Source organism: Enterobacter sp. MEB024, assembly GCF_030209635.1.
Taxonomy (GTDB): Bacteria; Pseudomonadota; Gammaproteobacteria; order Enterobacterales; family Enterobacteriaceae; genus Enterobacter; species Enterobacter ludwigii.
The window spans coordinates 365,476-391,376 of sequence record NZ_JARVRQ010000003.1 but is presented as its reverse complement, the minus strand read 5'-3'; the positions used below and the strand labels follow the sequence as shown (position 1 = coordinate 391,376).

General features: G+C 55.4%; 28 protein-coding genes and 1 pseudogene. 20 read left to right on the top strand and 9 right to left on the bottom strand.

All coding sequences use genetic code 11. The features are described 5' to 3' along the window. The first annotated feature begins 37 nt into the window (after window positions 1–37). The 14 genes and pseudogenes from fliF to rcsA all read left to right on the top strand — a co-directional run bounded on the left by fliF (window position 38) and on the right by rcsA (window position 11,578). A complete protein-coding gene (gene fliF, locus QRN24_RS08015) occupies window positions 38–1,717 on the top strand; it encodes a flagellar basal-body MS-ring/collar protein FliF (RefSeq protein WP_014170729.1) in 1,680 nt (559 codons plus the stop codon). Continuing rightward, a complete protein-coding gene (gene fliG, locus QRN24_RS08010) occupies window positions 1,710–2,708 on the top strand; it encodes a flagellar motor switch protein FliG (RefSeq protein ID WP_014170730.1) in 999 nt (332 codons plus the stop codon). The genes fliF and fliG overlap by 8 nt, the downstream gene beginning before the upstream one ends. Further along, on the top strand, window positions 2,701–3,408 hold the full coding sequence (fliH, locus tag QRN24_RS08005) for a flagellar assembly protein FliH (RefSeq protein ID WP_032678466.1): 708 nt from the start codon (window positions 2,701–2,703) through the stop codon (window positions 3,406–3,408). The genes fliG and fliH overlap by 8 nt, the downstream gene beginning before the upstream one ends. Beyond that, window positions 3,408–4,778 (top strand): flagellar protein export ATPase FliI, encoded by a 1,371-nt coding sequence (gene fliI / locus QRN24_RS08000; protein ID WP_032678467.1) that lies wholly within the window; start codon window positions 3,408–3,410, stop codon window positions 4,776–4,778. Before fliH ends, fliI begins: the two co-directional genes overlap by 1 nt. 21 nt (window positions 4,779–4,799) lie before the next feature. Then, on the top strand, window positions 4,800–5,243 hold the full coding sequence (fliJ, locus tag QRN24_RS07995) for a flagellar export protein FliJ (protein WP_014170734.1): 444 nt from the start codon (window positions 4,800–4,802) through the stop codon (window positions 5,241–5,243). Then, entirely contained in the window at window positions 5,240–6,478 is a 1,239-nt protein-coding gene (fliK, locus tag QRN24_RS07990; protein ID WP_284942602.1) for a flagellar hook length control protein FliK, read from the top strand. Before fliJ ends, fliK begins: the two co-directional genes overlap by 4 nt. 106 nt (window positions 6,479–6,584) lie before the next feature. After that, window positions 6,585–7,055, top strand: coding sequence for a flagellar basal body-associated protein FliL (gene fliL / locus QRN24_RS07985; RefSeq protein WP_020883336.1), 471 nt, complete (start codon window positions 6,585–6,587; stop codon window positions 7,053–7,055). A 4-nt stretch (window positions 7,056–7,059) separates the two neighbouring features. Next, window positions 7,060–8,064 carry a flagellar motor switch protein FliM gene (fliM, locus tag QRN24_RS07980; protein WP_014170737.1) on the top strand — a complete coding sequence of 335 codons (1,005 nt, stop codon included), beginning with the start codon at window positions 7,060–7,062 and terminating at the stop codon, window positions 8,062–8,064. After that, window positions 8,061–8,474 carry a flagellar motor switch protein FliN gene (fliN, locus tag QRN24_RS07975; RefSeq protein ID WP_014170738.1) on the top strand — a complete coding sequence of 138 codons (414 nt, stop codon included), beginning with the start codon at window positions 8,061–8,063 and terminating at the stop codon, window positions 8,472–8,474. Before fliM ends, fliN begins: the two co-directional genes overlap by 4 nt. Window positions 8,475–8,476: 2 nt before the next feature. Beyond that, window positions 8,477–8,851, top strand: coding sequence for a flagellar biosynthetic protein FliO (gene fliO, locus QRN24_RS07970; protein ID WP_014170739.1), 375 nt, complete (start codon window positions 8,477–8,479; stop codon window positions 8,849–8,851). Beyond that, on the top strand, window positions 8,851–9,588 hold the full coding sequence (fliP, locus tag QRN24_RS07965; protein WP_008500316.1) for a flagellar type III secretion system pore protein FliP: 738 nt from the start codon (window positions 8,851–8,853) through the stop codon (window positions 9,586–9,588). Before fliO ends, fliP begins: the two co-directional genes overlap by 1 nt. A gap of 9 nt (window positions 9,589–9,597) precedes the next feature. After that, entirely contained in the window at window positions 9,598–9,867 is a 270-nt protein-coding gene (gene fliQ, locus QRN24_RS07960) for a flagellar biosynthesis protein FliQ (protein WP_008500315.1), read from the top strand. Between the two features lie 7 nt (window positions 9,868–9,874). Next, window positions 9,875–10,676: pseudogene (gene fliR / locus QRN24_RS07955) on the top strand (flagellar biosynthetic protein FliR). Between the two features lie 278 nt (window positions 10,677–10,954). Then, the gene (gene rcsA / locus QRN24_RS07950; protein WP_008500313.1) at window positions 10,955–11,578 is read left to right on the top strand and encodes a transcriptional regulator RcsA; all 624 of its coding nucleotides are present in this window, start codon (window positions 10,955–10,957) and stop codon (window positions 11,576–11,578) included. Between the two features lie 104 nt (window positions 11,579–11,682). Here rcsA and dsrB read toward each other — a convergent pair whose 3' ends face one another. Then, complete coding sequence (dsrB, locus tag QRN24_RS07945; RefSeq protein WP_020883333.1) at window positions 11,683–11,871, bottom strand: protein DsrB; 189 nt, start codon at window positions 11,869–11,871, stop codon at window positions 11,683–11,685. A gap of 129 nt (window positions 11,872–12,000) precedes the next feature. Here dsrB and yodD point away from each other — a divergent pair, with 129 nt between their 5' ends. Both yodD and QRN24_RS07935 read left to right on the top strand, forming a co-directional pair. After that, entirely contained in the window at window positions 12,001–12,228 is a 228-nt protein-coding gene (yodD, locus tag QRN24_RS07940; protein WP_008500310.1) for a YodD family peroxide/acid resistance protein, read from the top strand. A gap of 302 nt (window positions 12,229–12,530) precedes the next feature. After that, window positions 12,531–13,331, top strand: coding sequence for a mannosyl-3-phosphoglycerate phosphatase-related protein (locus QRN24_RS07935; RefSeq protein ID WP_284942600.1), 801 nt, complete (start codon window positions 12,531–12,533; stop codon window positions 13,329–13,331). Here QRN24_RS07935 and dgcQ read toward each other — a convergent pair. The 3 genes from dgcQ to QRN24_RS07920 all read right to left on the bottom strand — a co-directional run bounded on the left by dgcQ (window position 13,316) and on the right by QRN24_RS07920 (window position 16,262). Further along, window positions 13,316–15,016: a cellulose biosynthesis regulator diguanylate cyclase DgcQ gene (dgcQ, locus tag QRN24_RS07930; RefSeq protein WP_032678471.1), complete on the bottom strand. Its 1,701-nt coding sequence runs from the start codon at window positions 15,014–15,016 to the stop codon at window positions 13,316–13,318. The genes QRN24_RS07935 and dgcQ overlap by 16 nt on opposite strands. A gap of 73 nt (window positions 15,017–15,089) precedes the next feature. Beyond that, window positions 15,090–15,272, bottom strand: coding sequence for a YodC family protein (locus tag QRN24_RS07925; protein WP_014170745.1), 183 nt, complete (start codon window positions 15,270–15,272; stop codon window positions 15,090–15,092). A 78-nt stretch (window positions 15,273–15,350) separates the two neighbouring features. Beyond that, on the bottom strand, window positions 15,351–16,262 hold the full coding sequence (locus QRN24_RS07920; RefSeq protein ID WP_279261407.1) for a DUF808 domain-containing protein: 912 nt from the start codon (window positions 16,260–16,262) through the stop codon (window positions 15,351–15,353). Between the two features lie 178 nt (window positions 16,263–16,440). Between QRN24_RS07920 and yedA the strand changes: the two genes are divergently transcribed. Then, window positions 16,441–17,355 (top strand): drug/metabolite exporter YedA, encoded by a 915-nt coding sequence (gene yedA / locus QRN24_RS07915; protein WP_020883329.1) that lies wholly within the window; start codon window positions 16,441–16,443, stop codon window positions 17,353–17,355. Here yedA and QRN24_RS07910 read toward each other — a convergent pair. The 3 genes from QRN24_RS07910 to QRN24_RS07900 form a co-directional block, all read right to left on the bottom strand. Continuing rightward, on the bottom strand, window positions 17,327–17,818 hold the full coding sequence (locus QRN24_RS07910) for a very short patch repair endonuclease (protein WP_032678473.1): 492 nt from the start codon (window positions 17,816–17,818) through the stop codon (window positions 17,327–17,329). The genes yedA and QRN24_RS07910 overlap by 29 nt on opposite strands. Further along, entirely contained in the window at window positions 17,799–19,214 is a 1,416-nt protein-coding gene (locus QRN24_RS07905; protein ID WP_279261408.1) for a DNA cytosine methyltransferase, read from the bottom strand. Before QRN24_RS07905 ends, QRN24_RS07910 begins: the two co-directional genes overlap by 20 nt. 61 nt (window positions 19,215–19,275) lie before the next feature. Then, the gene (locus tag QRN24_RS07900) at window positions 19,276–19,977 is read right to left on the bottom strand and encodes a phosphohydrolase (RefSeq protein ID WP_279262263.1); all 702 of its coding nucleotides are present in this window, start codon (window positions 19,975–19,977) and stop codon (window positions 19,276–19,278) included. 352 nt (window positions 19,978–20,329) lie between these two features. Between QRN24_RS07900 and ompC the strand changes: the two genes are divergently transcribed. Next, complete coding sequence (gene ompC, locus QRN24_RS07895; protein ID WP_059306564.1) at window positions 20,330–21,496, top strand: porin OmpC; 1,167 nt, start codon at window positions 20,330–20,332, stop codon at window positions 21,494–21,496. A gap of 57 nt (window positions 21,497–21,553) precedes the next feature. Here ompC and QRN24_RS07890 read toward each other — a convergent pair whose 3' ends face one another. After that, entirely contained in the window at window positions 21,554–22,417 is an 864-nt protein-coding gene (locus tag QRN24_RS07890) for an N-acetylmuramic acid 6-phosphate etherase (protein ID WP_020883324.1), read from the bottom strand. Window positions 22,418–22,581: 164 nt separating this feature from the next. On the opposite strand from QRN24_RS07890, the gene QRN24_RS07885 reads away from it, so the two are divergent. Next, window positions 22,582–24,198 (top strand): sensor histidine kinase, encoded by a 1,617-nt coding sequence (locus tag QRN24_RS07885; RefSeq protein WP_020883323.1) that lies wholly within the window; start codon window positions 22,582–22,584, stop codon window positions 24,196–24,198. Next, the gene (dcuR, locus tag QRN24_RS07880; protein WP_014170753.1) at window positions 24,195–24,914 is read left to right on the top strand and encodes a two-component system response regulator DcuR; all 720 of its coding nucleotides are present in this window, start codon (window positions 24,195–24,197) and stop codon (window positions 24,912–24,914) included. The genes QRN24_RS07885 and dcuR overlap by 4 nt, the downstream gene beginning before the upstream one ends. On the opposite strand, the gene QRN24_RS07875 is transcribed toward dcuR, so the two are convergent. Next, window positions 24,895–25,857, bottom strand: coding sequence for an FAD:protein FMN transferase (locus QRN24_RS07875; protein WP_284942599.1), 963 nt, complete (start codon window positions 25,855–25,857; stop codon window positions 24,895–24,897). The genes dcuR and QRN24_RS07875 overlap by 20 nt on opposite strands. Window positions 25,858–25,901 lie beyond the last annotated feature (44 nt).

Below are 25,901 nucleotides of genomic sequence, written 5' to 3'. Positions count from 1 at the left end.
CGAATAACGTAAACCACCAGGATTTAAGAGGTGCGCAATGAGTGCAACAGCATCGACAGCGCCACAAAATAAATCACTCGAGTGGATGAACCGCCTTCGCGCGAATCCTAAAATCCCGTTGATCGTGGCAGGCGCTGCCGCAATTGCGATCCTTGTAGCGATGGTCTTGTGGGCGAAAAGCCCTGATTACCGCACGCTTTACAGTAACCTTTCCGATCAGGATGGCGGTGCTATCGTCACCCAGCTTACCCAGATGAACATCCCTTATCGCTTTGCGGATAACGGCGGTGCGCTGGAGGTACCGGCTGATAAGGTGCACGAACTTCGTCTGCGCCTGGCGCAACAGGGACTGCCAAAGGGCGGTGCGGTTGGTTTTGAACTGCTGGATCAGGAAAAATTCGGTATCAGCCAGTTCAGCGAGCAGGTGAACTACCAGCGTGCGCTGGAAGGTGAGCTGGCCCGTACGATTGAAACATTGGGTCCGGTGAAGAGTGCCCGTGTGCACCTGGCCATGCCTAAGCCCTCCCTGTTTGTCCGCGAGCAGAAATCCCCGTCGGCCTCAGTCACCGTTAACCTCCAGCCTGGCCGTGCAATGGATGAAGGACAAATCAGCGCGGTGACCCATCTGGTCTCCAGCGCCGTTGCCGGTCTCCCGCCGGGTAACGTGACGCTGGTTGATCAAAGTGGTCATCTGCTGACCCAGTCCAATACCGCAGGCCGCGATCTGAATGACGCGCAGCTGAAATATGCCGCGGATGTGGAAGGTCGCGTGCAGCGTCGCATCGAAGCCATCCTTGGCCCGGTCGTGGGTAACAGCAACGTGCATGCGCAGGTTACCGCGCAGATTGACTTCTCTAATAAAGAACAGACCGAAGAGCAATACAGCCCGAATGGCAACCCGGCTCAGGCGGTAATGCGCTCTCGTCAGGTCAATGAAAACGAACAGGTTGGCGGCGCATACCCAGGCGGTGTGCCGGGCGCACTGTCTAACCAGCCAGCACCGGCTAACGCGGCGCCAATCTCAACGCCACCGGCTAATCAGCAGAACGGTCAGCAAACGAATCAGCAGACCACATCAACAGCCAGCACCGCCGGTCCGCGTACCAGCAGTCGTAACGAAACCACCAACTACGAAGTGGACCGTACTATCCGCCACACCAAACTGAACGTGGGCGATGTACAGCGTCTGTCGGTTGCGGTGGTGGTGAACTACAAGACGCTGGCGGATGGCAAGCCGTTGCCGTTGACCGCTGAGCAGATGAAACAGATTGAAGACCTGACCCGTGAAGCGATGGGTTACTCCGAGAAGCGCGGCGACACGCTCAACGTGGTGAACTCACCGTTCAACTCGGTTGAAGAGTCAGGTGGCGAACTGCCGTTCTGGCAACAGCAGGCGTTTATCGATCAGCTGCTGTCCGCAGGTCGCTGGCTGCTGGTTCTGATTGTCGCGTGGCTGCTGTGGCGTAAGGGCATTCGTCCTCAGCTCCAGCGTCGTGCAGAAGCTGAAAAAGCGGCGCGCGAACAGGTCAGTACCCGTCAGGAAGTGGAAGATGCGGTTGAAGTTCGCCTCAGCAAAGACGAACAGATGCAGCAACGCCGTGCTAACCAGCGTATGGGCGCCGAGGTCATGAGCCAGCGCATTCGCGAAATGTCAGATAACGATCCGCGCGTCGTGGCGCTGGTCATCCGCCAGTGGATGGGTAACGAACATGAGTAACACGCTTTCAGGCACCGATAAAAGCGTCATCCTGCTGATGACCATTGGCGAAGACCGTGCGGCCGAGGTGTTCAAACACCTCTCCCAGCGCGAAGTACAGATTCTCAGTGCGGCAATGGCAAACGTACGCCAGATCTCTAACAAACAGCTGACGGAAGTGCTGTCTGAATTTGAGCAGGAAGCCGAACAGTTTGCCGCGCTCAACGTCAACGCCAACGACTATCTGCGCTCCGTGCTGGTCAAGGCGCTGGGCGAAGAGCGTGCTGCCAGCCTGCTGGAAGACATTCTGGAAACGCGCGATACCGCCAGCGGTATCGAGACGCTCAACTTTATGGAACCGCAGAGTGCCGCCGACCTTATCCGCGATGAGCACCCGCAGATTATCGCCACCATTCTTGTCCACCTCAAACGTGGCCAGGCGGCCGATATTCTGGCGTTGTTCGAAGAGCGCCTGCGTCACGATGTGATGCTGCGTATCGCGACCTTCGGTGGTGTCCAGCCAGCCGCGCTGGCGGAGCTGACCGAAGTGCTGAACAACCTGCTCGATGGCCAGAACCTCAAGCGCAGCAAAATGGGCGGCGTGAGAACGGCGGCAGAGATCATCAACCTGATGAAAACGCAGCAGGAAGAAGCGGTCATTACCGCCGTTCGCGAATTCGACGGCGAGCTGGCACAGAAAATTATCGACGAGATGTTCCTGTTCGAAAACCTGGTCGAAGTGGACGATCGCAGCATCCAGCGCCTGCTCCAGGAAGTGGACTCCGAGTCGCTGCTTATCGCCCTCAAAGGTGCCGAGCAGCCGCTGCGCGAGAAGTTCCTGCGCAACATGTCTCAGCGTGCGGCAGATATCCTGCGCGACGACCTTGCCAACCGTGGCCCGGTCCGTCTGTCTCAGGTGGAAAACGAACAGAAAGCCATCCTGCTTATCGTTCGTCGTCTGGCGGAAACCGGCGAGATGGTGATTGGCAGCGGAGACGACACCTATGTCTAATGAACTGCCGTGGAAGCGCTGGACGCCCGACGATCTGGCGCCTCCCCTGTCAGAGTTCACACCCGCCGTGCTGTCGCCCGAAGAGGGCGACCCGGACGTCGAGCAGCCTGAGCTGAGCGAAGAAGAGCAGCGCGCGCAGATGCTGGCCCAGTTGCAGATGCAGGCCCATGAGCAGGGCTACACGGCTGGCCTGAACGAAGGACGCCAGAAAGGCCACGATCAGGGGTATCAGGAAGGTCTGGCCAAAGGGTTAGAACACGGCATTGAACAGGCGCGCCAGCAACAGGCTCCGCTTCACGCCCGTATGCAGCAGCTGGTCAGCGAGTTTCAGCACACGCTGGATGCACTGGACAGCGTCATTGCCTCAAGGCTGATGCAGATGGCGCTGGAAGCCGCCCGTCAGGTGATCGGCCACGCGCCGGCGGTGGACAACACCGCGCTGATTAAACAAATTCAGGGCCTGCTTCAGCAGGAGCCGCTGTTCAGTGGGAAACCGCAGCTGCGCGTGCATCCGGACGACCTCCAGCGCGTGGAAGAGAGTCTGGGCGCGACGCTGAGCCTGCACGGCTGGCGTCTGCGCGGCGACCCGTCGTTGCATCACGGAGGCTGCAAGGTCTCTGCCGATGAAGGCGACCTGGATGCCAGCGTTGCGACCCGCTGGCAGGAACTGTGCCGCCTGGCAGCACCGGGAGTCGTCTGATGACTGCACGCCTCACCCGCTGGCTCAACACGCTCGATAATTTTGAAGCGAAGATGACGCAGCTGCCGTCCGTTCGCCGTTACGGACGACTCACGCGTGCCACCGGCCTGGTGCTGGAAGCCACTGGCCTGCAGCTTCCGCTGGGAGCCACCTGCGTGATTGAGCGTCAGGATGGACAAGAGACGCGTGAAGTTGAGAGCGAAGTCGTCGGTTTTAACGGCCAACGCCTGTTCCTGATGCCCCTTGAAGAAGTTGAAGGTATTCTGCCCGGTGCGCGCGTGTATGCGAAAAACATCAGCGGCGATGGACTGCAAAGCGGGAAACAGCTCCCGCTTGGCCCTGCCCTGCTTGGCCGCGTTCTGGACGGAAGCGGTAAACCGCTGGACGGCCTGCCCTCGCCGGACACCACCGAAACCGGCGCGCTGATCACCCAGCCGTTTAACCCCCTTCAGCGTACCGCCATCGAACATGTCCTCGACACCGGCGTGCGCCCGATTAACGCCCTGCTGACCGTAGGCCGCGGGCAGCGTATGGGCCTGTTTGCCGGCTCAGGGGTGGGCAAATCCGTCCTGCTTGGCATGATGGCACGCTACACCCAGGCCGATGTCATCGTCGTGGGTCTGATCGGTGAACGTGGTCGCGAAGTAAAAGACTTTATTGAAAACATTCTCGGCGCAGAAGGCCGTGCCCGCTCGGTGGTCATCGCCGCACCGGCGGATGTCTCACCGTTACTGCGTATGCAGGGTGCTGCGTATGCCACCCGTATCGCGGAAGATTTCCGTGACCGCGGCCAGCACGTGCTGCTGATTATGGACTCCCTGACCCGCTATGCGATGGCGCAGCGTGAAATCGCTCTCGCCATCGGAGAACCTCCGGCGACCAAAGGTTATCCGCCTTCGGTCTTTGCCAAGCTCCCGGCGCTGGTCGAACGTGCAGGAAACGGCATCAGCGGCGGCGGCTCAATCACCGCTTTTTATACGGTTCTGACCGAAGGCGATGACCAGCAGGACCCGATTGCCGACTCCGCGCGTGCGATCCTCGACGGTCATATTGTGTTATCGCGCCGTCTGGCCGAAGCCGGTCACTACCCGGCAATTGATATCGAAGCATCAATCAGCCGTGCAATGACGGCATTGATCACAGAGAAGCACTACGCCCGCGTGCGTAACTTCAAACAACTCCTCTCCAGCTTCCAGCGCAACCGCGATCTGGTGAGCGTGGGGGCGTATGCCAAAGGCAGCGACCCGATGCTCGACAAAGCGATTAGCCTGTGGCCGCAGCTGGAGGCGTTTTTGCAACAAGGTATTTTTGAACGCGCCGACTGGGAAGACTCACTCCAGGCACTGGAGCTGATTTTCCCGCAGGTGTAACACAGGTGGAGGGCGAAGGTCATGGCGCAAAACAGCGCGTTATCAACGCTGAAAGATCTGGCTGAGAAAGAAGTTGATGATGCCGCATTGCAGCTCGGTGCAATGCGACGCGGGTGCCAGCAGGCTGAAGAGCAGTTGAAGATGTTAATCGACTATCAGCATGAATATCGCACCAACCTCAATACCGATATGACACAAGGCATTGGAAGCCAGCGCTGGATTAACTATCAGCAGTTTATTCAGACGCTGGAAAAGGCGATAGAACAGCATCGCCAGCAGCTTAACCAGTGGACCCAGAAAGTCGACACCGCGCTGAATTTCTGGCGCGAGAAAAAGCAGCGACTGCAGGCCTGGCAGACCTTACAGGACCGACAGATCGCGGCAACGACCCTGGCGGAAAACCGTCTGGATCAGAAGAAAATGGATGAGTTTGCCCAGCGCGCATCAATGAGGAAACCGGAATGATCACATTGCAACAACTGCTGATGACCGACAGCGACCTGTCGGGCGGCATGCAAACAGGGAAAGGCACCGACGGTGCACAAGACTTTCTTTCTCTGCTGGCAAGCGCCCTGACGGACGCAACAGGCCAGGGCAACGATGCGCCGCTGACGCTGGCTGACCTGAAAGCAGCCGGCAGTAAGCTGTCAAAAGTTGCTCAGGAAACCGGGGGAGAGAACACCCTGCAGGCCAAAATAGCCAACCTGCTCTCGCGTCAGCCAGCCCTGACAGGCGATGAACCGACAGCAGCCACCCCGCTGGAAACCCTCGTTTCCGGGCTGGTGCCGGTTTCAAAAGGTGATGCCCTGAAGACCCTGAGCGCGGTGAAAACGCAGGATGACAGCAAAAGCGAGCTGAGCGAAGAAGAGCTGGCAGGGTTGAGCGCGCTGATGGCGATGCTGCCCCACCCGCAGACGGCAACGCCGGTGGCCTCTGGCGCGACAGGTATTGGCGTGACGGCGAAATCAACGCTGAACGCTGCCGCGCTTTCGCAAAATGGTGCAGGTCAACAGTCCATGAGCACCCTGCTGGCGGGCCATGAAAAAGCGCAACAAGCGTCGACTTATCAGGCGCAGGCGCAAAACGCCGATCCGTCTCAACCGGTCAACGCACCGGCGACCCCGATCGTGGCCGCCGCCGCTGAGAAGCAGGATCTCGCCAGTTCACCCTCTTCAACAGCCCCGACCGCAACGCTTGCGCCCGTCATTTCCAGCAACGTCACCAGCCACGCTGCCGCAACCGTTGCCACGGCACCGGTATTGAGCCAGCCGCTGGGAACCCAGGAGTGGCAGCAATCTCTGAGTCAGCACATTACGTTGTTCACGAAACAGGGCCAGCAGACCGCAGAGTTGCGTCTGCACCCGGAAGATCTGGGCCAGGTCCAGATTACCCTGAAACTGGATGATAACCAGGCACAGCTGCAAATGGTGTCGGCGCACAGCCACGTGCGTGCGGCCCTGGAAGCTGCACTGCCGGTCCTGCGCACGTCGCTTGCTGAGAGTGGCATTCAGCTCGCGCAAAGCAGTGTCAGCAGCGAGAGCTTTGCCGGACAGCAGCAGTCCTCCTCTCAACAGCAGCAACAGGCTTCACGTTCCGGTAATACCGGCGGTTTTAATGAGGAGAGCGATGAGTTACTGCCTGCCCCTGCCGCCCTGCAATCCGCGGCGCGTGGCAACAGTGCCGTAGACATCTTTGCCTAAACGCCCGAGGTAGCGTGATTATCCCCGTCTTTTCCACGCTTTGACGACAGCAGGACACGGGATAATCACCTTATTAAGCTGTACCGAAACAGGAAGCTCGTATCAGATGACTGACTCCGCGATCACCAAAAAAAGCAAGCGTTCCATCTGGATCCCGCTGCTGGTGTTAATCACGCTCGCCGCCTGCGCTACCGCGGGCTATAGTTACTGGCGTATGCAGCAGGAACCTTCTACCGCTGCGGCCAAAGCCGAACCGCCTCCTCCGCCGGCACCGGTATTCTTCCCACTGGATACCTTCACCGTGAATCTGGGTGATGCGGATCGTGTGCTGTATGTGGGTATTACGTTACGCCTGAAAGATGAAGCCACGCGTGCGCGCCTGAATGATTATCTTCCTGAAGTGCGTAGCCGTCTGCTGCTGCTGTTCTCTCGTCAGGACGCCTCAACGCTTGCTACCGATGACGGTAAGCAAAAGCTGGTCGACGCCATTAAACAGACGCTGGCAACCCCGCTGGTAAACGGTCAACCCAAGCAGGAAGTCACTGACGTTCTGTATACAGCCTTCATACTGCGGTAACGACATGGGCGACAGTATTCTTTCTCAGGCAGAAATCGACGCGCTTCTTAACGGCGACAGCGATAAGAACGATGATCCGCAACCGGGTATTGGCGGCGATAGCGATATTCGTCCCTATGATCCCAATACCCAGCGCCGCGTAGTACGTGAACGTCTGCAGGCGCTGGAGATCATTAACGAACGTTTTGCACGTCAGTTCCGTATGGGGCTGTTTAACCTGCTGCGTCGTAGCCCGGATATCACGGTCGGTGCGATCCGCATCCAGCCGTATCATGAGTTTGCCCGCAACCTGCCGGTGCCAACGAACCTTAACCTGATCCACCTGAAACCGCTGCGCGGCACAGGTCTGGTGGTGTTTTCGCCAAGCCTGGTGTTCATTGCGGTGGATAACCTGTTTGGTGGCGACGGGCGTTTCCCGACCAAAGTGGAAGGGCGTGAATTTACCCACACCGAGCAGCGCGTCATCAACCGCATGCTGAAGCTGGCGCTGGAATCTTACAGCGACGCGTGGAAAGCAATTAACCCGCTGGAAGTGGAGTACGTACGTTCTGAGATGCAGGTGAAATTTACCAATATCACCACCTCCCCGAACGATATCGTCGTGAATACCCCGTTCCATGTGGAGATCGGTAACCTGACCGGTGAGTTCAACATCTGCTTGCCGTTCAGCATGATCGAACCGCTGCGTGAACTGCTGGTCAACCCGCCGCTGGAGAACTCACGCAACGAAGATCAGAACTGGCGTGAAAACCTGGTGCGTCAGGTTCAGCATTCTCAGCTTGAACTGGTGGCGAGCTTCGCGGATATCCCGCTGCGCTTATCCCAGATCCTGAAATTACAACCCGGCGATGTTTTGCCGATAGAAAAACCCGACCGCATTATTGCCCATGTGGATGGTGTCCCCGTGCTGACAAGTCAGTACGGCACAATTAACGGTCAGTATGCGTTACGCGTTGAGCACTTGATCAACCCGATATTGAATTCGCTGAATGAGGAACAGCCCAAATGAGTGACATGAACAATCCGTCCGATGAAAACAGCGGAGCACTGGACGATCTGTGGGCTGACGCGTTAAACGAGCAAAAAACGACTCCGGCCAAAAGTGCAGCGGATGCTGTGTTCCAGCAGCTCGGCGGCGGCGATGTCAGCGGTACGCTGCAGGATATTGATCTGATTATGGATATCCCGGTTAAGCTGACCGTGGAACTGGGCCGCACCCGCATGACCATTAAAGAGCTGCTGCGTCTGACGCAGGGTTCCGTGGTGGCCCTTGACGGTCTCGCCGGCGAACCGCTGGATATTCTGATCAACGGTTATCTCATTGCCCAGGGTGAAGTCGTGGTGGTTGCCGATAAATACGGCGTGCGCATCACCGACATTATTACGCCATCTGAACGTATGCGTCGTCTGAGCCGTTAAGCATGAAAACCCAGGCAACAATATCACAGCCCTCTGCCGTTCCCGGCTCTCCGCTGCTCCAGGTGAGTGGCGCGTTGCTCGGTATTATTGCCTTTATTCTTATCGTCGCATGGCTGGCGAAGCGCTTCGGCCTGGCGGGTAAAACCGCCGGCACCCGCGGTCTGAAGGTCAGCGCCAGCACGACACTGGGGCCACGCGAGCGCGTGGTCGTTGTCGATGTGGAAGATGCACGGCTGGTGCTGGGCGTGACTGCCTCCAGCATCAACGTCTTGCATAAACTGCCGCCAGCCCCGGCAACGGGTGACGAGCGCGCAGAAGTCCCTGCGGATTTTCAGTCCGTCATGAAGAGTTTGCTTAAGCGTTCCGGGAGATCCTGATGCGCCGTTTGTTATCCCTTACGCTTGCGGGCGTCGGCCTGTTTGCCCCTGCGGTTTACGCGCAACTGCCCGGTCTGGTCTCAACCCCTCTTGCAGGCGGCGGGCAAAGCTGGTCGCTGCCGGTGCAGACGCTGGTTTTCATCACCTCGCTGACGTTTATTCCGGCGATCCTGCTGATGATGACCAGTTTCACCCGAATCATCATCGTCTTTGGTCTGCTGCGCAATGCGTTGGGCACCCCGTCCGCGCCGCCTAACCAGGTACTGCTGGGTCTGGCGCTGTTTTTAACCTTTTTCATTATGTCGCCGGTTATCGACAAGATTTATACCGACGCATACCAGCCGTTTAGCGAAGATAAAATCTCCATGCAGGAGGCGCTCGATAAAGGGGCTCAGCCGCTGCGGGAGTTTATGCTCCGCCAGACCCGGGAAGCCGACCTGGCACTCTTCGCCCGCCTGTCCAATACCGGCGAGCTTCAGGGACCGGAAGCCGTTCCGATGCGTATTCTGCTGCCTGCGTATGTCACCAGTGAGCTGAAAACGGCCTTTCAGATTGGCTTTACCATCTTTATTCCGTTCCTGATTATCGATCTGGTGATCGCCAGCGTTCTGATGGCGCTCGGGATGATGATGGTGCCCCCGGCCACCATTGCCCTGCCCTTTAAGATCATGCTCTTTGTCCTGGTCGATGGCTGGCAACTGCTGGTCAGTTCGCTGGCGCAGAGTTTCTACAGTTAAGGAGCCGTAATGACGCCAGAATCGGTCATGATGATGGGCACGGAAGCGATGAAAATCGCGATAGCCGTTGCCGCGCCGTTACTGCTTGTCGCGCTGGTGACCGGTCTGATTATCAGTATCCTGCAGGCCGCCACGCAGATTAACGAAATGACGCTGTCATTTATCCCAAAAATCATCGCCGTGTTCGTGGCGATTATCGTTGCCGGGCCGTGGATGCTGAACCTGTTGCTGGACTATATGCGCAACCTGTTTACCAATCTGCCGTACATCATCGGCTGACCCGACGATGCTGCACTTCACCAGTGACCAGTGGGTTCAATGGCTTGGCGTCTATTTCTGGCCGATGCTGCGTATCCTAGCGCTGATTACAACGGCCCCCATTCTCAGTGAGAAAACGATACCCAAGCGCGTCAAAGTGGGGCTGGGCATCATCATCACCATTATCGTCGCCCCTTCTCTCCCGCCCGTGGATATTCCGATCTTCTCGGCGAAAGCGGTGTGGGTTGCACTGCAACAGGTGATGATTGGCGTGGCCGTAGGCTTTACCATGCAGCTTGCCTTCGCGGCCGTGCGGACCGCCGGCGAACTGATTGGCCTGCAAATGGGTTTATCATTCGCCACGTTTGTGGATCCCGGTAGCCACCTCAACATGCCGGTGCTGGCGCGCATTATCGATCTGCTCGCCATGCTGCTGTTCCTGTCGTTCAACGGCCATCTGTGGCTCATCTCCATGCTGGTGGATACTTTCCATACGCTGCCGATTGGGGAAAACCCGGTGAACAGCAACGCGTTTCTGGCGCTTACGCGTGCGGCCGGGCTTGTTTTCCTGAACGGCCTGATGCTGGCGCTGCCGATCATCGCCCTGCTGCTGACCGTTAACCTCGCCTTAGGCTTACTCAACCGAATGGCACCGCAGCTCTCAGTGTTCGTCATTGGTTTTCCGCTGACGCTGACGGTCGGTATTTTATTAATGTCATTACTGATGCCCCTTATCGCCCCCTTCTGTGAGCACTTATTCGGCGAGATATTCAATCTGTTAGCAGATATTATCAGTGAGCTACCGCGTAAATAATAGCCCTCACAGTTGATATTGTCTTTCTGAGGATATTCCTAAAATAAAATGTGAAAAACATCTTCCAGGATATATCTGACGCGGTTTAATTGTTTCTAACCACCTCACAATACTTAATATTTACTTTACTTTAAGAAGATTCCTGGCAAATTATACGTAACTTTACGGGATAGTGAGTCCGCCTGAAAGTCTTTGTCATGCTCACAGGTTTATTAATTTTTTCCATCCCGTATGGCTGTTATGAGCTCTCAGGCAGATGGTGAATTATCGTTACGCATTGAGTGAGGGTATGCCATGTCAACGATCATTATGGATTTATGCAGCTACACCCGGCTAGGGTTAACCGGGTACCTGGCAAGCAGAGGGGTAAGAAAGAGAGACATCAACGATGCACACACCGTTGACGAACTCGCAGCCGCTTGTGACGAACTTAAACCAGGCGTGGTGTTTATTAATGAGGACTGTTTCATTCACGATCCAGCCAACAGTCAGCACATTAAGCAAATCATTAATCAGCATCCAAAAACCCTGTTTATTGTTTTTATGGCGATCGCGAATATCCATTTCGATGAGTATTTGTTGGTTCGTAAAAATTTATTGATCAGTTCTAAATCGATTAAACCAGAGTCGCTGGATGACATTCTGGGTGATTATTTGAATAAAGAAGTTAAAAATGTAGGAGCGGTTAACTTACCCACCCTATCATTAAGCAGGACTGAATCAAGCATGCTGCGAATGTGGATGGCAGGGCAAGGGACTATTCAGATCTCAGACCAGATGAATATTAAAGCCAAAACCGTTTCGTCACATAAAGGAAATATTAAAAGGAAAATTAAAACGCATAATAAGCAAGTGATCTATCACGTGGTACGCCTCACCGATAATGTGACGAACGGGATTTTCGTCAACATGCGTTAGTCGCTAAAAAAACCCTTTGCACCCTACCTTTGATCTCTGGCCTGGCCAGAGATTTTTGCTTCTGCGGACAGTGTCGGGCGCGCCAGTCGCCACCCGACGCCATGCTATTGCGCTTTCTCTACAAAGATGCCATCCGGGTGTCCTAGTTCGTTAAAAAACCAGATGCCGAGCGGGTAGTCTTCAAGTGATACCAGGTACATCGTGCCTTCACTAAACTCTTCAATTGCCAGGACCACACCCGGGCGGCGCGGCCCACCGTCCGTTTTAACGGTTACCCGATCGTTGACCTTCATACGTTCCTCCTCTGGTTTTGAGCCAGTGTAGAACAAAACGCCTTAACTGGCATCGCTGCCCGGTGTGAATGGCGTTTTTGTGCGCAGTCTATACTTACGGTTGGAGACGGCAAAATGAGGTACCCCGTAATGAAGACCGACAAAGAGTACAGCGACACCATCAAACGCGAGGTTGAGGTGGATGTCGATGCCCTGCTGGCCGCCATCAATGAGATCAGTGAGTCAGAAGTCCGTCGTTCAGACGACAATTCAGACAGGGTCATTGTGAACGGAAGGGATTATCACACCTACCGTGAACTGGCGGAGGCCTTCGAGCTTGATATCCACGATTTTAGCGTGTCTGAAGCAAATCGTTAGGACGAAAAAAATCCCGGTCATGGGGATGGCCGGGATCAAAACTTGCTTATGCAAGAAGCACTTGAAAATTCGTTACACCAGGAAATCTGATGTACACAAAACACTATCCTCAACCATTTTGTATGACAAGCATATATTCTCATGGCGAATATAATATTTGGTACATAATAAATTTAGTTATGAGGGACAACATGCGCCGCATGCGGGTTTGGCAGGAGAGATACCCTTTTGCCTCACTTAAGCATTAGGAATTTTTTTAGGAATATTCTTAGGCGGCAGTTTGCCAGTTATCAGGAGTCGTTATGCCTTCACTGCAGGATAGCCTGCTGATCTTTTCCGATCTCGACGGCTCGTTGCTCGATATTCATACGTACGAGTGGCAACCGGCCATGCCCTGGCTGGACACCCTCCAGGATAATCAGGTGCCGGTTATTCTCTGCAGCAGCAAGACCGCAGCAGAAATGCTGGATATCCAGCAGGATCTGGGTCTGGAGGGGTTACCCTTCATAGCTGAGAATGGCGCGGTGATTCAGTCCGACGTGCGCTGGGAGACAGGTCGACGCCACATCAGGGGGATGACGCACCGTGACATTCGCCCGCTGATCGACCAGATTCGCCAGCAGAGGGGCTTTAAATTCACCACCTTTGATGACGTCGACGAACGGGTTATCAGCGAGTGGACGGGGCTGACGCGCTATCGTTCGACCCTCGCGCGCCGACACGAAGCCTCCGTCACGCTCATCTGGCGCGACAGCGATGAAAAAATGGCGCAATTTGACGAGGCGCTGGCGCAGTGCGGCCTGAAATGCCTGCAGGGAGCCCGCTTCTGGCATGTTCTGGATGCTCGCTGCGGTAAAGACGTTGCGGTTGACTGGCTGATTGAGCAGTACCGTGAGCGGGAAGGCATTGTGCCGGTCACCCTGGGGCTTGGCGATGGTCCAAATGATGCCCCGCTGCTGGACAGCGTGGACTACGCCGTGGTGATCAAGGGCATTAACCGGCAGGGCATCACGTTACGTGACGATAACCCCGCCCGGGTGTACCACACGCAACAGCCCGGACCCGCGGGCTGGCAGGAGGGGCTGGATCACTTCTTATCCTGATCGTGCCAGAACACCCGGTTACGCCCGCACTGCTTGGCCTGATACAACCGGGCATCCGCCACTGACTGCAGCTGTTCGAAATCGTAATTGTCCTTTTCCTGGGCGCTACTTACCCCCAGTGAGGCACTGATACGCACGGTGGTACTCTTTTTCACCAGGATCTCTTTACTGTTGATGCGTGAGCGAATGCGTTCCGCAATCCCCCTCGCCTCTTCAAGCCCGCTGCCGGGCAGTACCACGCAGAACTCTTCCCCACCCACGCGTCCGGCAACATCATTCTTGCGCAGTGCGCTGCCAATCAGGCCCGCGGCATGGGAAAGCACTTTGTCCCCGGCCTGATGGCCAAAGCGATCGTTAATGCTTTTAAAATGGTCGAGATCGATTTGAATCACAGAGAACGGCAGCGACTGCTGCCGACATTTTTCCGACAGCATTTTGGCACGCTCAAACAGGGCACCACGGTTATTCAGGCGGGTGAGCGGATCGTGCCAGGCCTGCCACTGCAAAGAGTGCTGAAGCGTGTACATATTGCTGACCATCCGACGGATAACCAGCCACGAGATTAGAAGCATGGCGGTGAAGAGTGCCCAGAGCAGCGCCAGCACGATACTGATACTGCCGAAGTCCCCCTTCACACCTTCATGCAGGGTATGAACGCGTAAAATCACACCATCGAAGTGGTCGAGCCGCTCCCAGCTGATAAAGCGGCTTCCGAGACGGATCCCCCCGCCGGTATCGTTCTCGATTGCGTGTGCTATCTGCGCCGTTTCGCGTTCGTCAAACCGGTTCACCAGGCTGCCGGCCTCTTCTGACGTGGCAATCATATTCAGCCGGGTGTCGTACAGCTGATATTCCCCCTCTGTACGCTCTTGCGTTGCCTCTTCCAGCAGATGTTTCATGGTCTTCAATGAGAAATCCATCGCCACAACGCCATACCAGTAATGGTCAAAATAGATCGGCACGCTGGCCGTGATCATCCGTTCACCACCGGTCCAGGGCGACGGGCTGGAGATAAACCAGCGCACCGCGCGAGCGCGATTGTTACGTTCAGACTGCTGGGTAAACCACGGCTGGGTAACCAGATAGTAATAGCGCTGGCTAATATCACTCGTCTGTTCAGGCGCGTCCGTCGCAAGGTAAAACCCGGCGCGTGACGCATAGATTACCCGCTCTTCACTTTGCCCCACCGAGGACGCCAGTCGGAGTAAATACCCCACTTCGAGGGCGGCAGAAATTTCATTGCTGATACGCTCAGGATCACGATTCAACAGCGTGGTTTTTTCGACGAACGCATCCGACACGCCGTTAATGGGGAGAGTGCGTTTTTTATCAACGGCGAGCTGCCAGCTGGGGCGCGTGCGAAAGGCGTTAAAGCGTGAAATCGCTTCATAAAGGACATCAAAGGCCAGCGGCGTCTGGATGGCATCACGCATGCTTTTGCGGAAAAAAAGCATTTTATCCACGCTGTACTGTAACTGCCGGTCCAGCGAAGTGGCTACCGTTTCCAGATGATTACGCTGGCTGGAGATATACGCATCTTCCAGTACCACCACCTCTCGCCAGGTCAGGAGCGTGGAAAATATCAGTACGATGAGAAAACAGAGATTAACAATCAACCCCGGATTGCTACGCATATGCAGCCATTGCAGAAAAGATCGTCTTACAACAAAGGTCTCGCGCTGCACACACACTCCCTGATTACTGCCCGACGCCGGATACGGAAGGTAAAAACGCCCGGCAAAGCCGGGCGTTATGTCATTAAGCCTTGTCTCGCTTGCGCTGCCCGTCTCCCGGCTGAAGCTCATCTTCACGGAACGCTTCCCGCTTGATGCTATAACCGTCGTGCCACCGGCATTCCACCATACCGCTGGAATACCCGGTGACAATCATACGTGGGCCGCCCTTCTTAGGCTTAACTTCATCACTGACCAAAAAGACCATACCTGCCTCCTGTATCAGGGTGAAACGTTTTCAATTTAGACGAGGAATGATCTTTTTGCACCCCGCAACAGGTAACAATTAGTGCGACGTTCCGCGGATTTTTTCGACCAGTTTTACGGCCCCAACCACGATAATGCCAATGATAAAGCCCAGCACAAGATTAAGCAGCGTGGGCAGAATTGCCGCCACTATGCTGCCCTGCGTCGAGGCGAAATGTTCAATAGCATGGTGCAGCGGCGCGATACCGTGAACCACAATACCGCCTCCGACAAGGAACATCGCCAGCGTGCCAACCACTGACAGGCTCTTCATCAGCCAGGGCGCGGTCACCAGCAGGCTTTTGCCGATACCTTTAGCGATAGCGCTCGATTTTTCTTCCAGCCAGTAGCCGATGTCATCCAGCTTAACGATAAGCCCCACCAGCCCGTACACCCCCACCGTGACCAGAATGGCGATCCCGGAGAGGATCAGGACCTGGTTCAGAAGCGGTGCTTCAGAGACAATACCTAACGTAATGGCCACGATCTCCGCCGACAGAATAAAGTCGGTACGAATGGCACCTTTCACCTTATCACGCTCGAAGGTTTTAGGATCCTGCGCGGCCAGCGCCTCAAGACGCTGCTGGCGCATTTCCGGCGTGTCGCTGTTCTTACGTGCGGCGAACGAGTGCAGGATCTTCTCAGCGCCTTCGAAGCATAAAAATGCGCCGCCAATCATCAGCAACGGCGTGATCGCCCAAGGGATAAACGCGCTGATCAGCAGCGCAAGCGGCACCAGGATCACCTTATTCAGGAATGAACCCTTCGCTACGCCCCATACCACCGGTAATTCACGGTTGGCCCGAACGCCGCTCACCTGCTGGGCGTTGAGCGATAAATCGTCTCCCAGAACCCCGGCGGTTTTCTTCGCCGCCAGTTTTCCCATCACCGAAATGTCATCCAGTAAGGTGGCAATATCATCCAGTAATGTTAATAAGCTACTTCCTGCCAAAATCTCATTCCTTCTTTTTTTGGTAATTAAGTGAATAGTATGGAGCAAAAGTGTAAACCCGGAAACAGGCACCTCGCGTCAACAAAAAATTCACATCAACTACACAATTAAAGCGCTCGCCAGGCCGATAGTTTTGGCGTTTACTGTCAGCGACCTTTTCATTTTGTCGCGAGGGATTATGCGTTTCCGGCAACTGCTACCGCTCATTGGGGCACTTTTTTCGCTGTATATCATCTGGGGTTCCACCTACTTTGTCATTCGTATCGGCGTGGAGAGCTGGCCGCCGCTCATGATGGCGGGCGTACGCTTTCTCTCGGCGGGCGTGTTACTGATGGCCTTCCTGCTGTTACGGGGCCATAAGTTGCCTCCGCTTCGCCCGATGCTCAATGCCGCCCTGATTGGCCTGCTGCTACTGGCCATAGGGAATGGGTTTGTGACGGTCGCCGAGCACCAGAACGTGCCGTCCGGAATTGCCGCCGTCGTGGTCGCGACCGTCCCGCTGTTTACCCTGTGCTTTAGCCGTCTTTTCGGCATCCGCACCCGCAAGCTCGAATGGGTAGGGATTGGGATCGGGCTTGCCGGGATCATCCTGCTCAACAGCGGCGGTAACCTGAGCGGAAATCCGTGGGGCGCAGTGATTATCCTGATCGGCTCCATGAGCTGGGCATTTGGGTCGGTATACGGTTCACGAATTGAGCTACCGACCGGCATGATGGCGGGCGCGATTGAGATGCTCGCGGCGGGAATTGTGCTGCTGATTGCCTCAACGCTGACGGGCGAAAAACTGACAGCCATGCCGGACCTTTCGGGCTTCCTGGCCGTGGGTTACCTGGCTCTATTTGGCTCTGTCATCGCCATTAACGCCTATATGTTCTTGATCCGCAATGTCTCGCCGGCGATCGCGACCAGCTACGCTTACGTGAACCCGGTGGTTGCCGTACTGCTGGGCACCAGCTTTGCGGGCGAAACGTTATCTCCCGTGGAATGGCTGGCGCTGGGCGTGATTGTCTTTGCCGTTGTGCTGGTAACGCTGGGGAAATATCTGCTTCCTGCGAAGCCGGTTGTTACGCCGTGTGAGGTGGAGAAACCGTAAGCGGGTGAATACCCTGGGTGTCGATCTGCGCGGCCTGCCCGCCGCCGCAGATCCACTCTTCCAGCCGTTCTGTCAGGTCGGCATCGTTACGTCTTAATCTGCCGCGCAGCGCGCACTCCCAGACAATCAACACCCGCCAGCCCTGCGCGAGAAGCGTGCTAAGGTCACGGTTGTCCCGCGCGACGTTCTTGCCAATCTTCTCCAGCCAGAAATCCGTACGCGTCGCGGGAACCTTAAACAGGTAGCAGTCGTGGTGATGCCAGAAACAGCCGTGGGTAAAGATGATGCATTGATACGCATCGATAACGAAATCCGGACGGCCCGCAAGCGCGGCATCCTGCACGCGGAAATCAAACCCCGCCTCGGTCAGCAGCCCGGCTAGCCGCTTTTCAATGGCGGTATCACGCGTGCCGATGGCACGCATGTTTTTACTGCGCGTCGCCTTATTGTGAACATCCGTCATTGACGGCCTCACTCTCACGTAACGCCACGGCCTGTCTGATGCGGGAGGCCAGCAGTTTTGCCACCGCCGCAAACGCGGGAACAACCACCGAGTTACCAAACTGCCGATAAGCCTGGGTGTCCGACACCGGAATGCGGAAGGTGTAACCCTGCGGGGTCTCAAACCCCATCAGCCGAGCGCATTCACGCGGCGTTAAGCGGCGCGGACGGTGACGCTGGTTATCGGGATCGTCAAAATCTTTCTCCCCCAGCGCTTTATCCCAGCCCCGGTCGATCAGGATCTCTGCGCCATCTTTATAGTAGCGAGCGGACAACGTGCGCGTCACACAGTGCGGATCGTTCGGATTAACCATCCCGAAGCCAAAACCGTTGCCTTTGGCCTGGTGTTTTTTCGCATAGCGGTAGAGGTATTTCCACAGCACCGGGGTGAGGATAAATTTCGCGTCGACAACAGGCTCCAGCAGGTCGGCCACGGTTGGGCGACGCGCAGGATATAAAGAGGGAATATCCCGCAGGGTAAAATCCCCCTTCAGTTTGAGGTCGCGGCGAAAACCAACCAGCACAATGCGTTCGCGGTGCTGCGGCAGGAAATGCTTACCGTCGATGATTTTCGGGTCATCCGCGCCCATATGCTGAGCGTCCGCTACGTCATACCCCAGCTCCTCGAGCGTTTGCATGATAATGCGGAAGGTCTTCCCGCCGTCATGGCTCTTGAGATTCTTGACGTTCTCCAGCACGAAAATCGCCGGACGACGGGCATCGATAATGCGGACAACATCAAAGAACAGCGTGCCTTGCGTATCGCAGGCAAAACCGTGGGCGCGTCCGAGGGCATTCTTTTTCGACACGCCGGCCAGCGAGAAAGGCTGACACGGGAAGCCCGCCAGCAGGACATCATGGGCCGGAATTGACTGGCGAATGTGCTCAGCCGCCTCTTCATCACTCACGCCGCTTTTGTGGCTCAGCGTAACATCACGGATATCGGCGTTGAAACGGTGTTCATGGGGATCGCAGTACCAGTTGGCTTTGTAGGTACGGACCGCATGTTTGTTCCACTCGCTGGTAAACACACACTGCCCGCCAATAGCCTCAAACCCGTGTCGAATGCCGCCAATGCCGGCAAACAGATCGATAAAACGGAAGGCATAGTTCGGGTGCGCGGCTGAAGGACGCGGAAGCAGGTTTTGCAGGTAACGAAACTCGCCCTCACTCAGACGCTGCCCTGCCCGCTCGCTGGTCAGCAGTCTCTTCAGGATTGCCGGACTCCAGTGGCTCTCACCGTGCGCCACCAGCTGATTCGCCAGCGTTTTAGCATCATAGATATCCAGCAGCTGGCGCAATAAAGCCTGCACCGTTGCCGTTGATTTCTCAGCCTGCTCTGGCGCGGGCTCACTCACTGATCGATTTTCCTGCATTCTTTTAACCGGAGAATAAAGACTGGAAACAGATTACCACAGTTCACTCGCTCAAACTGCGACGGAAGCGGCTCAGCACCTGGGTATCCAGCCCCAGGCAGTCGCCCTGTAATTCGGCACTTAATTTCGCCATAAACTGGATGAGAAAATCGGCGTTGTGTTGCGCAAGTTCGCGCCCCACGTCTGTGTGCATTGTATCAGGCAAGCGCAGCAGCTTGGTCTGAAAATGGTCGAGGGCAAAGGCGCGGTCATTAAGGGTGCGCGCATCGGCAAACGGGTCTTCAGCGTTAAAGAGCGCCACGCCCAGCGCCCCCGATACCGCAAAGACGCGCGCAAGACCAATAGCACCAAGCGCTTCCAGCCGGTCAGCATCCTGAACAATTTTGGCTTCATGACTTTGCGGCGCGATACCGGCGCTAAAACTGTGCGCTTCAATGGCATGCTCCACGGCCGCATAGCGTTCAGAGGAGAAATCCGGAAAATCGCGACGCAGAATGTCGAGCGTCTTGCTGGCCGACAGACGTGATGACTGACTGCGTTGGGGATGGTTTTTCGGCAGGCTGACAATGTCATGAAAATAACAGGCGGTCAGTACCACCAGTGAATCGACCGCCTGGTTCGCCATGATTTTTTGTGCCGTCATCCAGACACGACGAAAGTGCGAAATATCATGCGCGGCGTCGTGGGTCGCGTGGTTTTCATCGAGCCAACGCTCAAAGCGAGACTGCCACTGCGTAAGTTCCATCATCACGTCCTGTTGTTAAAACGGCTACAATAGCAACTTTCCCCGCCGCTATCACGGCTTGTCCTGACAGGGACGCGTGTACCCTGCATTCCCGAGGAAATATATTTAATATCAATTGGAGATATTAAATAATACTGCCGCTAAATACTTAATGATAATTTATTTCTATATATCCTAAACTCTAATTCACCAGAAAAATAAAGCGACAGATAGAAATATTTTGCAATATTTCTACGATTTTAATTACATTTATTTTTGAACCAAAATGACATTGCGTAGAATAGTATCAATTCTGTAATGACAGAGAGTGATTACATATATTCATATTAATTATCTTTAAAGGGAATATATAATGAAAAGAAAAGTTCTGGCAATTCTCGTACCCGCGTTATTAATGGCTGGCGCAGCACATGCAGCTGAAATGTATAACAAAAACGGCAATAAAGTTGATCTGTACGGTAAGATCGATGCGCGTCATACCTTCTCTGATCACCCTGGGGATGATGGCGATGAAACCTATGTACAAATTGGTTTCAAAGGCGAAACACAAATCACTAACGATGTTATTGGTTATGGCCAGTGGGAATATAAAACCTACGCCAATAATACCGAAGACGCCGGTGATACTTCTTTTAACCGTCTGGCGTACGCTGGCCTGAAATATGGCGAATACGGTTCATTCGATTACGGTCGTAATTACGGCGTCGTGTATGATGTTGAAGCCTGGACCGATATGCTGCCCGTATTTGGGGGCGATTCTTATACCTGGACCGACAACTTCATGGTCGGCCGTGCAAACGGTGTGGCGACCTACCGTAATGCCGATTTCTTCGGCCTGGTTGAGGGTCTGAACTTTGCGCTGCAGTATCAGGGGGCAAACGAAGGTCAGGACGCAACAGAAGATCAGGAAGGGACCAAGAACGGTCATAACGACGTGCGTTTCCAGAACGGTGACGGCTTCGGTATGTCCACGACCTATGATTTCTCCGGCGATCTGTCTGGCCTGACCTTAGGCGCGGCCTACTCCTCTTCTGACCGTACCAATGAGCAGGAAGCGAAGGGTATACAAGACAGCGCACGTTTCGCCGGCGGTAAGACTGCGGAAGCGTGGACCGTTGGCGCGAAATATGATGCCAACAGCGTTTATCTGGCGATGATGTATGCGCAAACCCGTAATATGACGCCATATGGCGATACCGGGATTGCGGATGAGACGCAGAACTTTGAAGCCGTAGCGCAATACCAGTTCGACTTCGGCCTGCGTCCGTCCCTGGCATGGGTTTACTCCAAAGGCAAGGACATGACTTATCCTGGCAATGCGGGTAACCCACAGGGCCAGCATGGCGACATGGATCTGGTTAACTATATCGACGTCGGCATGACCTACAACTTTAACAAAAACTTCTCCACCTATGTTGATTACAAAATCAACATGCTGGACAACGACGAAAGCTTCTACGAAGCAAATGGCATCTCTACAGATGACATCGTTGGCGTAGGTATGACGTACCAGTTCTAACTTCCCACTATGATAAAAGCCCGCATCGCGGGCTTTTTTTTATTCAACAGAGAAATGTTACGGAGCTTCCTGCAGTGCCAGACGAATAAAGCCGTTATTCTGCGCCAACAGTTCATGCGCCTTCCAGGCATCCAGCCCTGTCAGCACCATCAGCACCGCTGTTTTACAGTTATGGTTGCAGCTCTCCAGCGCGGCTTTCGCCGCTGACCGGGTGCATCCCCCCGCTTCCATGACGATGGCAATTTGCCGTTCAGACCATTTGGTGTTGCTGGCGTCCAGATCCACGCGCAGGTTGCTGAACACGCGTCCGGTTCGAACCGCCAGGCCGGTGGTTATCATGGTCAGGATCATTTTTTGTGCGATCCCGGCTTTGGTATTGATATAACCCGCGATCGCGTCCGCGCCAAGCTCCGGGGCAATCACCATGCTCGCCAGCTGCGCGGCTTCACTTTGCGCGTCATCCGTAATAGCCGCGACCGGGGAACCCAACGACCACGCATGGCGCATCGCGCCCCAGACCCACGGTGTTTTGCCGCTGACGGTGACCGCCAGCATCATATCCTGTTCACCAAATTTGATGGCCTGCAGGTCGGCGACACCGCGCTCGTAGCTGCCCGCCTCCTCTCCCGCCGTTATGGCGATCACTGGCGTTTTTCCCGGGGCATACTCATCGGCTGCCTGCTGCGCGACACGGCCTGACGGGCCGGCGCCAACAATGACCAGACGACCACCGTGACTCAGGGTCGCAGCGGCGTTATCCACCACGCGGGCGATCGTTGTTAAACATGGGGTTATTGCAGCGGAGATGAGGGCATCATCCTGGTGAATGACTTTCAGCATGTCCAGCGTGGACAATCTATCGATATTCATCGTGCTGGCGTGCCGTCTTTCCTTGACCGAACCGGTAAGCGTAATGCTCATAAACAACCTCCTTATTATGAGTACCCCTACACTATAAAGTGTTTTAGACAGGTGACCTGCGAGGAGGGTCACGAAAAGAGGACCGAATCCATGCCTTTACATGGCTTTAAGAAACGCGCGTCATCGGCGATAATTACCCCTTTCTTAATCATCGCGGAGTTTTGATGAGCGATTTGCAGCCCTTCCCCCTGACGCGCAAGCGCCCCATGAAACTGAACACCCTGGTCACGTTAATGGTGTGCGCGATTATCGGTTCTGTGCTGCTGTTGGTATTTGCGCTCTATTCCGTCCAAATCACCCGCGCCACCCGCGATGATGTTAAGGATACGGCCCTTGGGATCGCGCGAACGCTGGCCGACAGTCCCGAAATTCAACGCGGTCTGATGCAGGCTCCCCAGGCGGATATTATTCAACCCATCGCCCAGGCGGTCACCAGGCGCAACGACCTGCTCTTCACCGTCGTCACCGACATGCGCGGTATTCGTTACTCGCACCCGAACGAAGCCCTGCTAGGTCTGCACTTTATCGGCGATGACCTGACGCCCGCGCTGGAAGGAAAGGAGCATGTCGCCGTTAACCGGGGTGCCCTCGCCGAAGCGCTTCGCGTCTTCACCCCCGTCTTTGATAGCCAGCACGAGCAAATCGGCGTGGTGGTGGTCGGTATCTCCCTTAAAAAAGTGGAAGATCAGATTGCCCGCGGGCGGCTTAACGCCGTCTGGACCATATTATTCAGTATATTGATGAGCTCGCTGGCCATCTGGGGTCTGGTTCGCGTGCTCAAACGTATCCTGTTCGGCCTTGAGCCGTATGAGATCTCGGCGCTGTTCGAACAGCGGCAGGCGATGCTGCAGTCGCTTCGCGAAGGGGTACTGGCCGTGGATATTCAGGGCCGGGTGACGATGATTAACCACACCGCCAGAGAAATATTGCTTCTGCCTTCCGGCAAACAGACCGAAAATGCCAGTGCTCCCCTTCTGGCAAGCCTGCGGGAAGTCTCGAAGAGTGGCATTGCACGCAAGGATCAGGAGATCAGCTGCAACGGGCGACTCTTGCTGTGCAACATGGTGCCTGTTAAAAGCCAGGAGCGGGTTATTGGTGCCATCACCACTTTTCGCGATAAAACGGAAATCAGCCAGCTGATGCAGCGTATCGATGGCATGGTCAATTATGTCGATGCCCTGCGCTCCCATACGCACGAGTTTATGAACAAACTGCACGTGATCCTCGGTCTGCTGCATATGAAGCGCTACGACAAACTTGAAGAGTACATCATCCAGACGGCGCATAATTATCAGACCGATATTGGTACCATTCAGAGCAAAGTTAAATCTCCGGTGATAGCCGGGTTCCTGCTGGGTAAAATCAACCGGGCTAAGGAAGCAGGGATCGCCCTGACGCTGGCCGATGAGTGCCAGATACCGGATACCGCCAACGAAGAGCAGGTTGCGGTGCTGATTACCGTGCTGGGTAACCTCATTGAAAACGCGCTCGACGCGATGGAAGGACAGCAGGAAGGCGAAATTGGCCTGCTGCTACATTATCAGAATGGCTGGCTCAGTTGCGAAGTCAGCGACGATGGCCCCGGTATTGATCCGGCTCAGCTCGAGGCTGTTTTTACAAAGGGCTTCTCAACCAAAGGCGAAAATCGCGGCGTTGGGCTGTTCCTTGCTCGTCAGCAGATCCAGAACCTGGGCGGAGACATTACCGTCGAGTCTGAGCCTGGCGTATTTACCCAATTTTTTGTTCACATCCCCTGGGATAGCGAGAGGAATATCGCGTGATAAATGTGTTAATTGTCGATGATGACGCCATGGTGGCCGACCTCAACCGTCTGTATGTCAACCGTGTTGAAGGCTTTAGCTGCTGCGGCGTCGCCTCCACGCTCAACCAGGCCAGGGCCATCATTAACGACCCCAGCCAGCCTGTCGATCTGGTGCTGCTGGATGTCTATATGCAGCAGGATAACGGGCTGGATCTCCTTCCCGTCATCCGTGCCTCAGGCCGGCCGATCGATGTCATTATGATCTCCTCCGCCGCCGATGCCGCCACCATCCAGACCTCCATCCATTACGGTGTGGTGGATTATCTGATTAAACCGTTCCAGTTCCCGCGTTTTGAAGAGGCGCTGAACGGCTGGAAGGCAAAGCACAGCCTGATGGGATCGCATCAGTACTATGAGCAAGCCGACGTCGACAGATTGATCCACGGCGGTGCGCCGGAACTGGCGGACAGTAAAAAACTGCCGAAAGGGTTAACGCCGCAAACGCTGCGTACGATTTGTCAGTGGATTGATGCGCACCCGGAGACGGAGTTTTCCACCGATGATCTGGCAAACGCGGTTAATATCTCGCGCGTGTCCTGTCGCAAATACCTGATCTGGCTGGCGCAAATCAACATTCTGTTCACCAGCATTCACTACGGTGCCACCGGGCGGCCAGTGTATCGCTATCGCCTGCAGCCCGAACAGACGGCACTGCTCAAGCAGTACTGTCAGTAACGCGGTAGCTGTTATCCAGCAAGGTAAAGCGGAAGTGGTGCGCTGAAGAGAGCACCACTTCTTTTGTTTTGGTCACGAAGATTGCTTCAATGTCGGGTCGTGCACGCAGCGCTGAACAGCCTTTACTGACGCCCATGCCGTACATCAGCGTGGTCCAGATATCACCGTCAATGGAGTTTTTCGAAATGATGGTGACGCTGTCCAGTTCATTATCCAACGGATAGCCGGTGCGCGGGTCAAGTATGTGGTGATAACGCCTGCCGTTCTGCTCAAAAAAGCGTTCGTAGGTACCCGATGTCACCACCGACATGTTCTCTACGTTCATCGTACCGATCAGCGCCTCCCCGGCGAACGGTTTTTTGAGCCCCACGCTCCAGCCCCCTTCCGGTGAACCCAGCGTCTGGATATTACCGCCAAGATTAATAAGCCCCAGTTGAGCGCCCTCTTTACGCAGGTAATCGCGCACTCTGTCGGCGATATAGCCTTTGGCGATGGCCCCCAGATCAATCTCCATGCCCGCCCGGGTCAGGAACACGCTGCTGCTGGCCTCATCAAGGACCACATCCTCAGGACGGGTAATGGCGAGCAACGACGCGATTTCATCGGCAGGCGGAACGCTATCTCCCCGAAAACCGATTTTCCAGCGTTTCACCAGTGGGCCGATGGCCAGGTTGAATGCGCTGTCCTTGAACTGGCTTGCCGCTTTCGCACAGCGGATAAGCTCAAAAACCGGGCGACTGACGGTGACAGTATGCAGACCGGCAGCATGGTTGATATCCATCACCTGCGAGCTGGCACGGTTGACGGTCAGCAGGTCTTCATACTGTTTAATCAGTCTAAAAACGCGAGAAGCGAGGGCTTCATCATGAGCGAAAAGCTTCAGGAGAATGGGCGATCCCATCAGAACGGCGGAGTAACTGTAGACGCGGTGGTCAGAAGACATGGTGCAAGCTCCCTGGTTGAAATGCCGGATACACGGTGCGTATC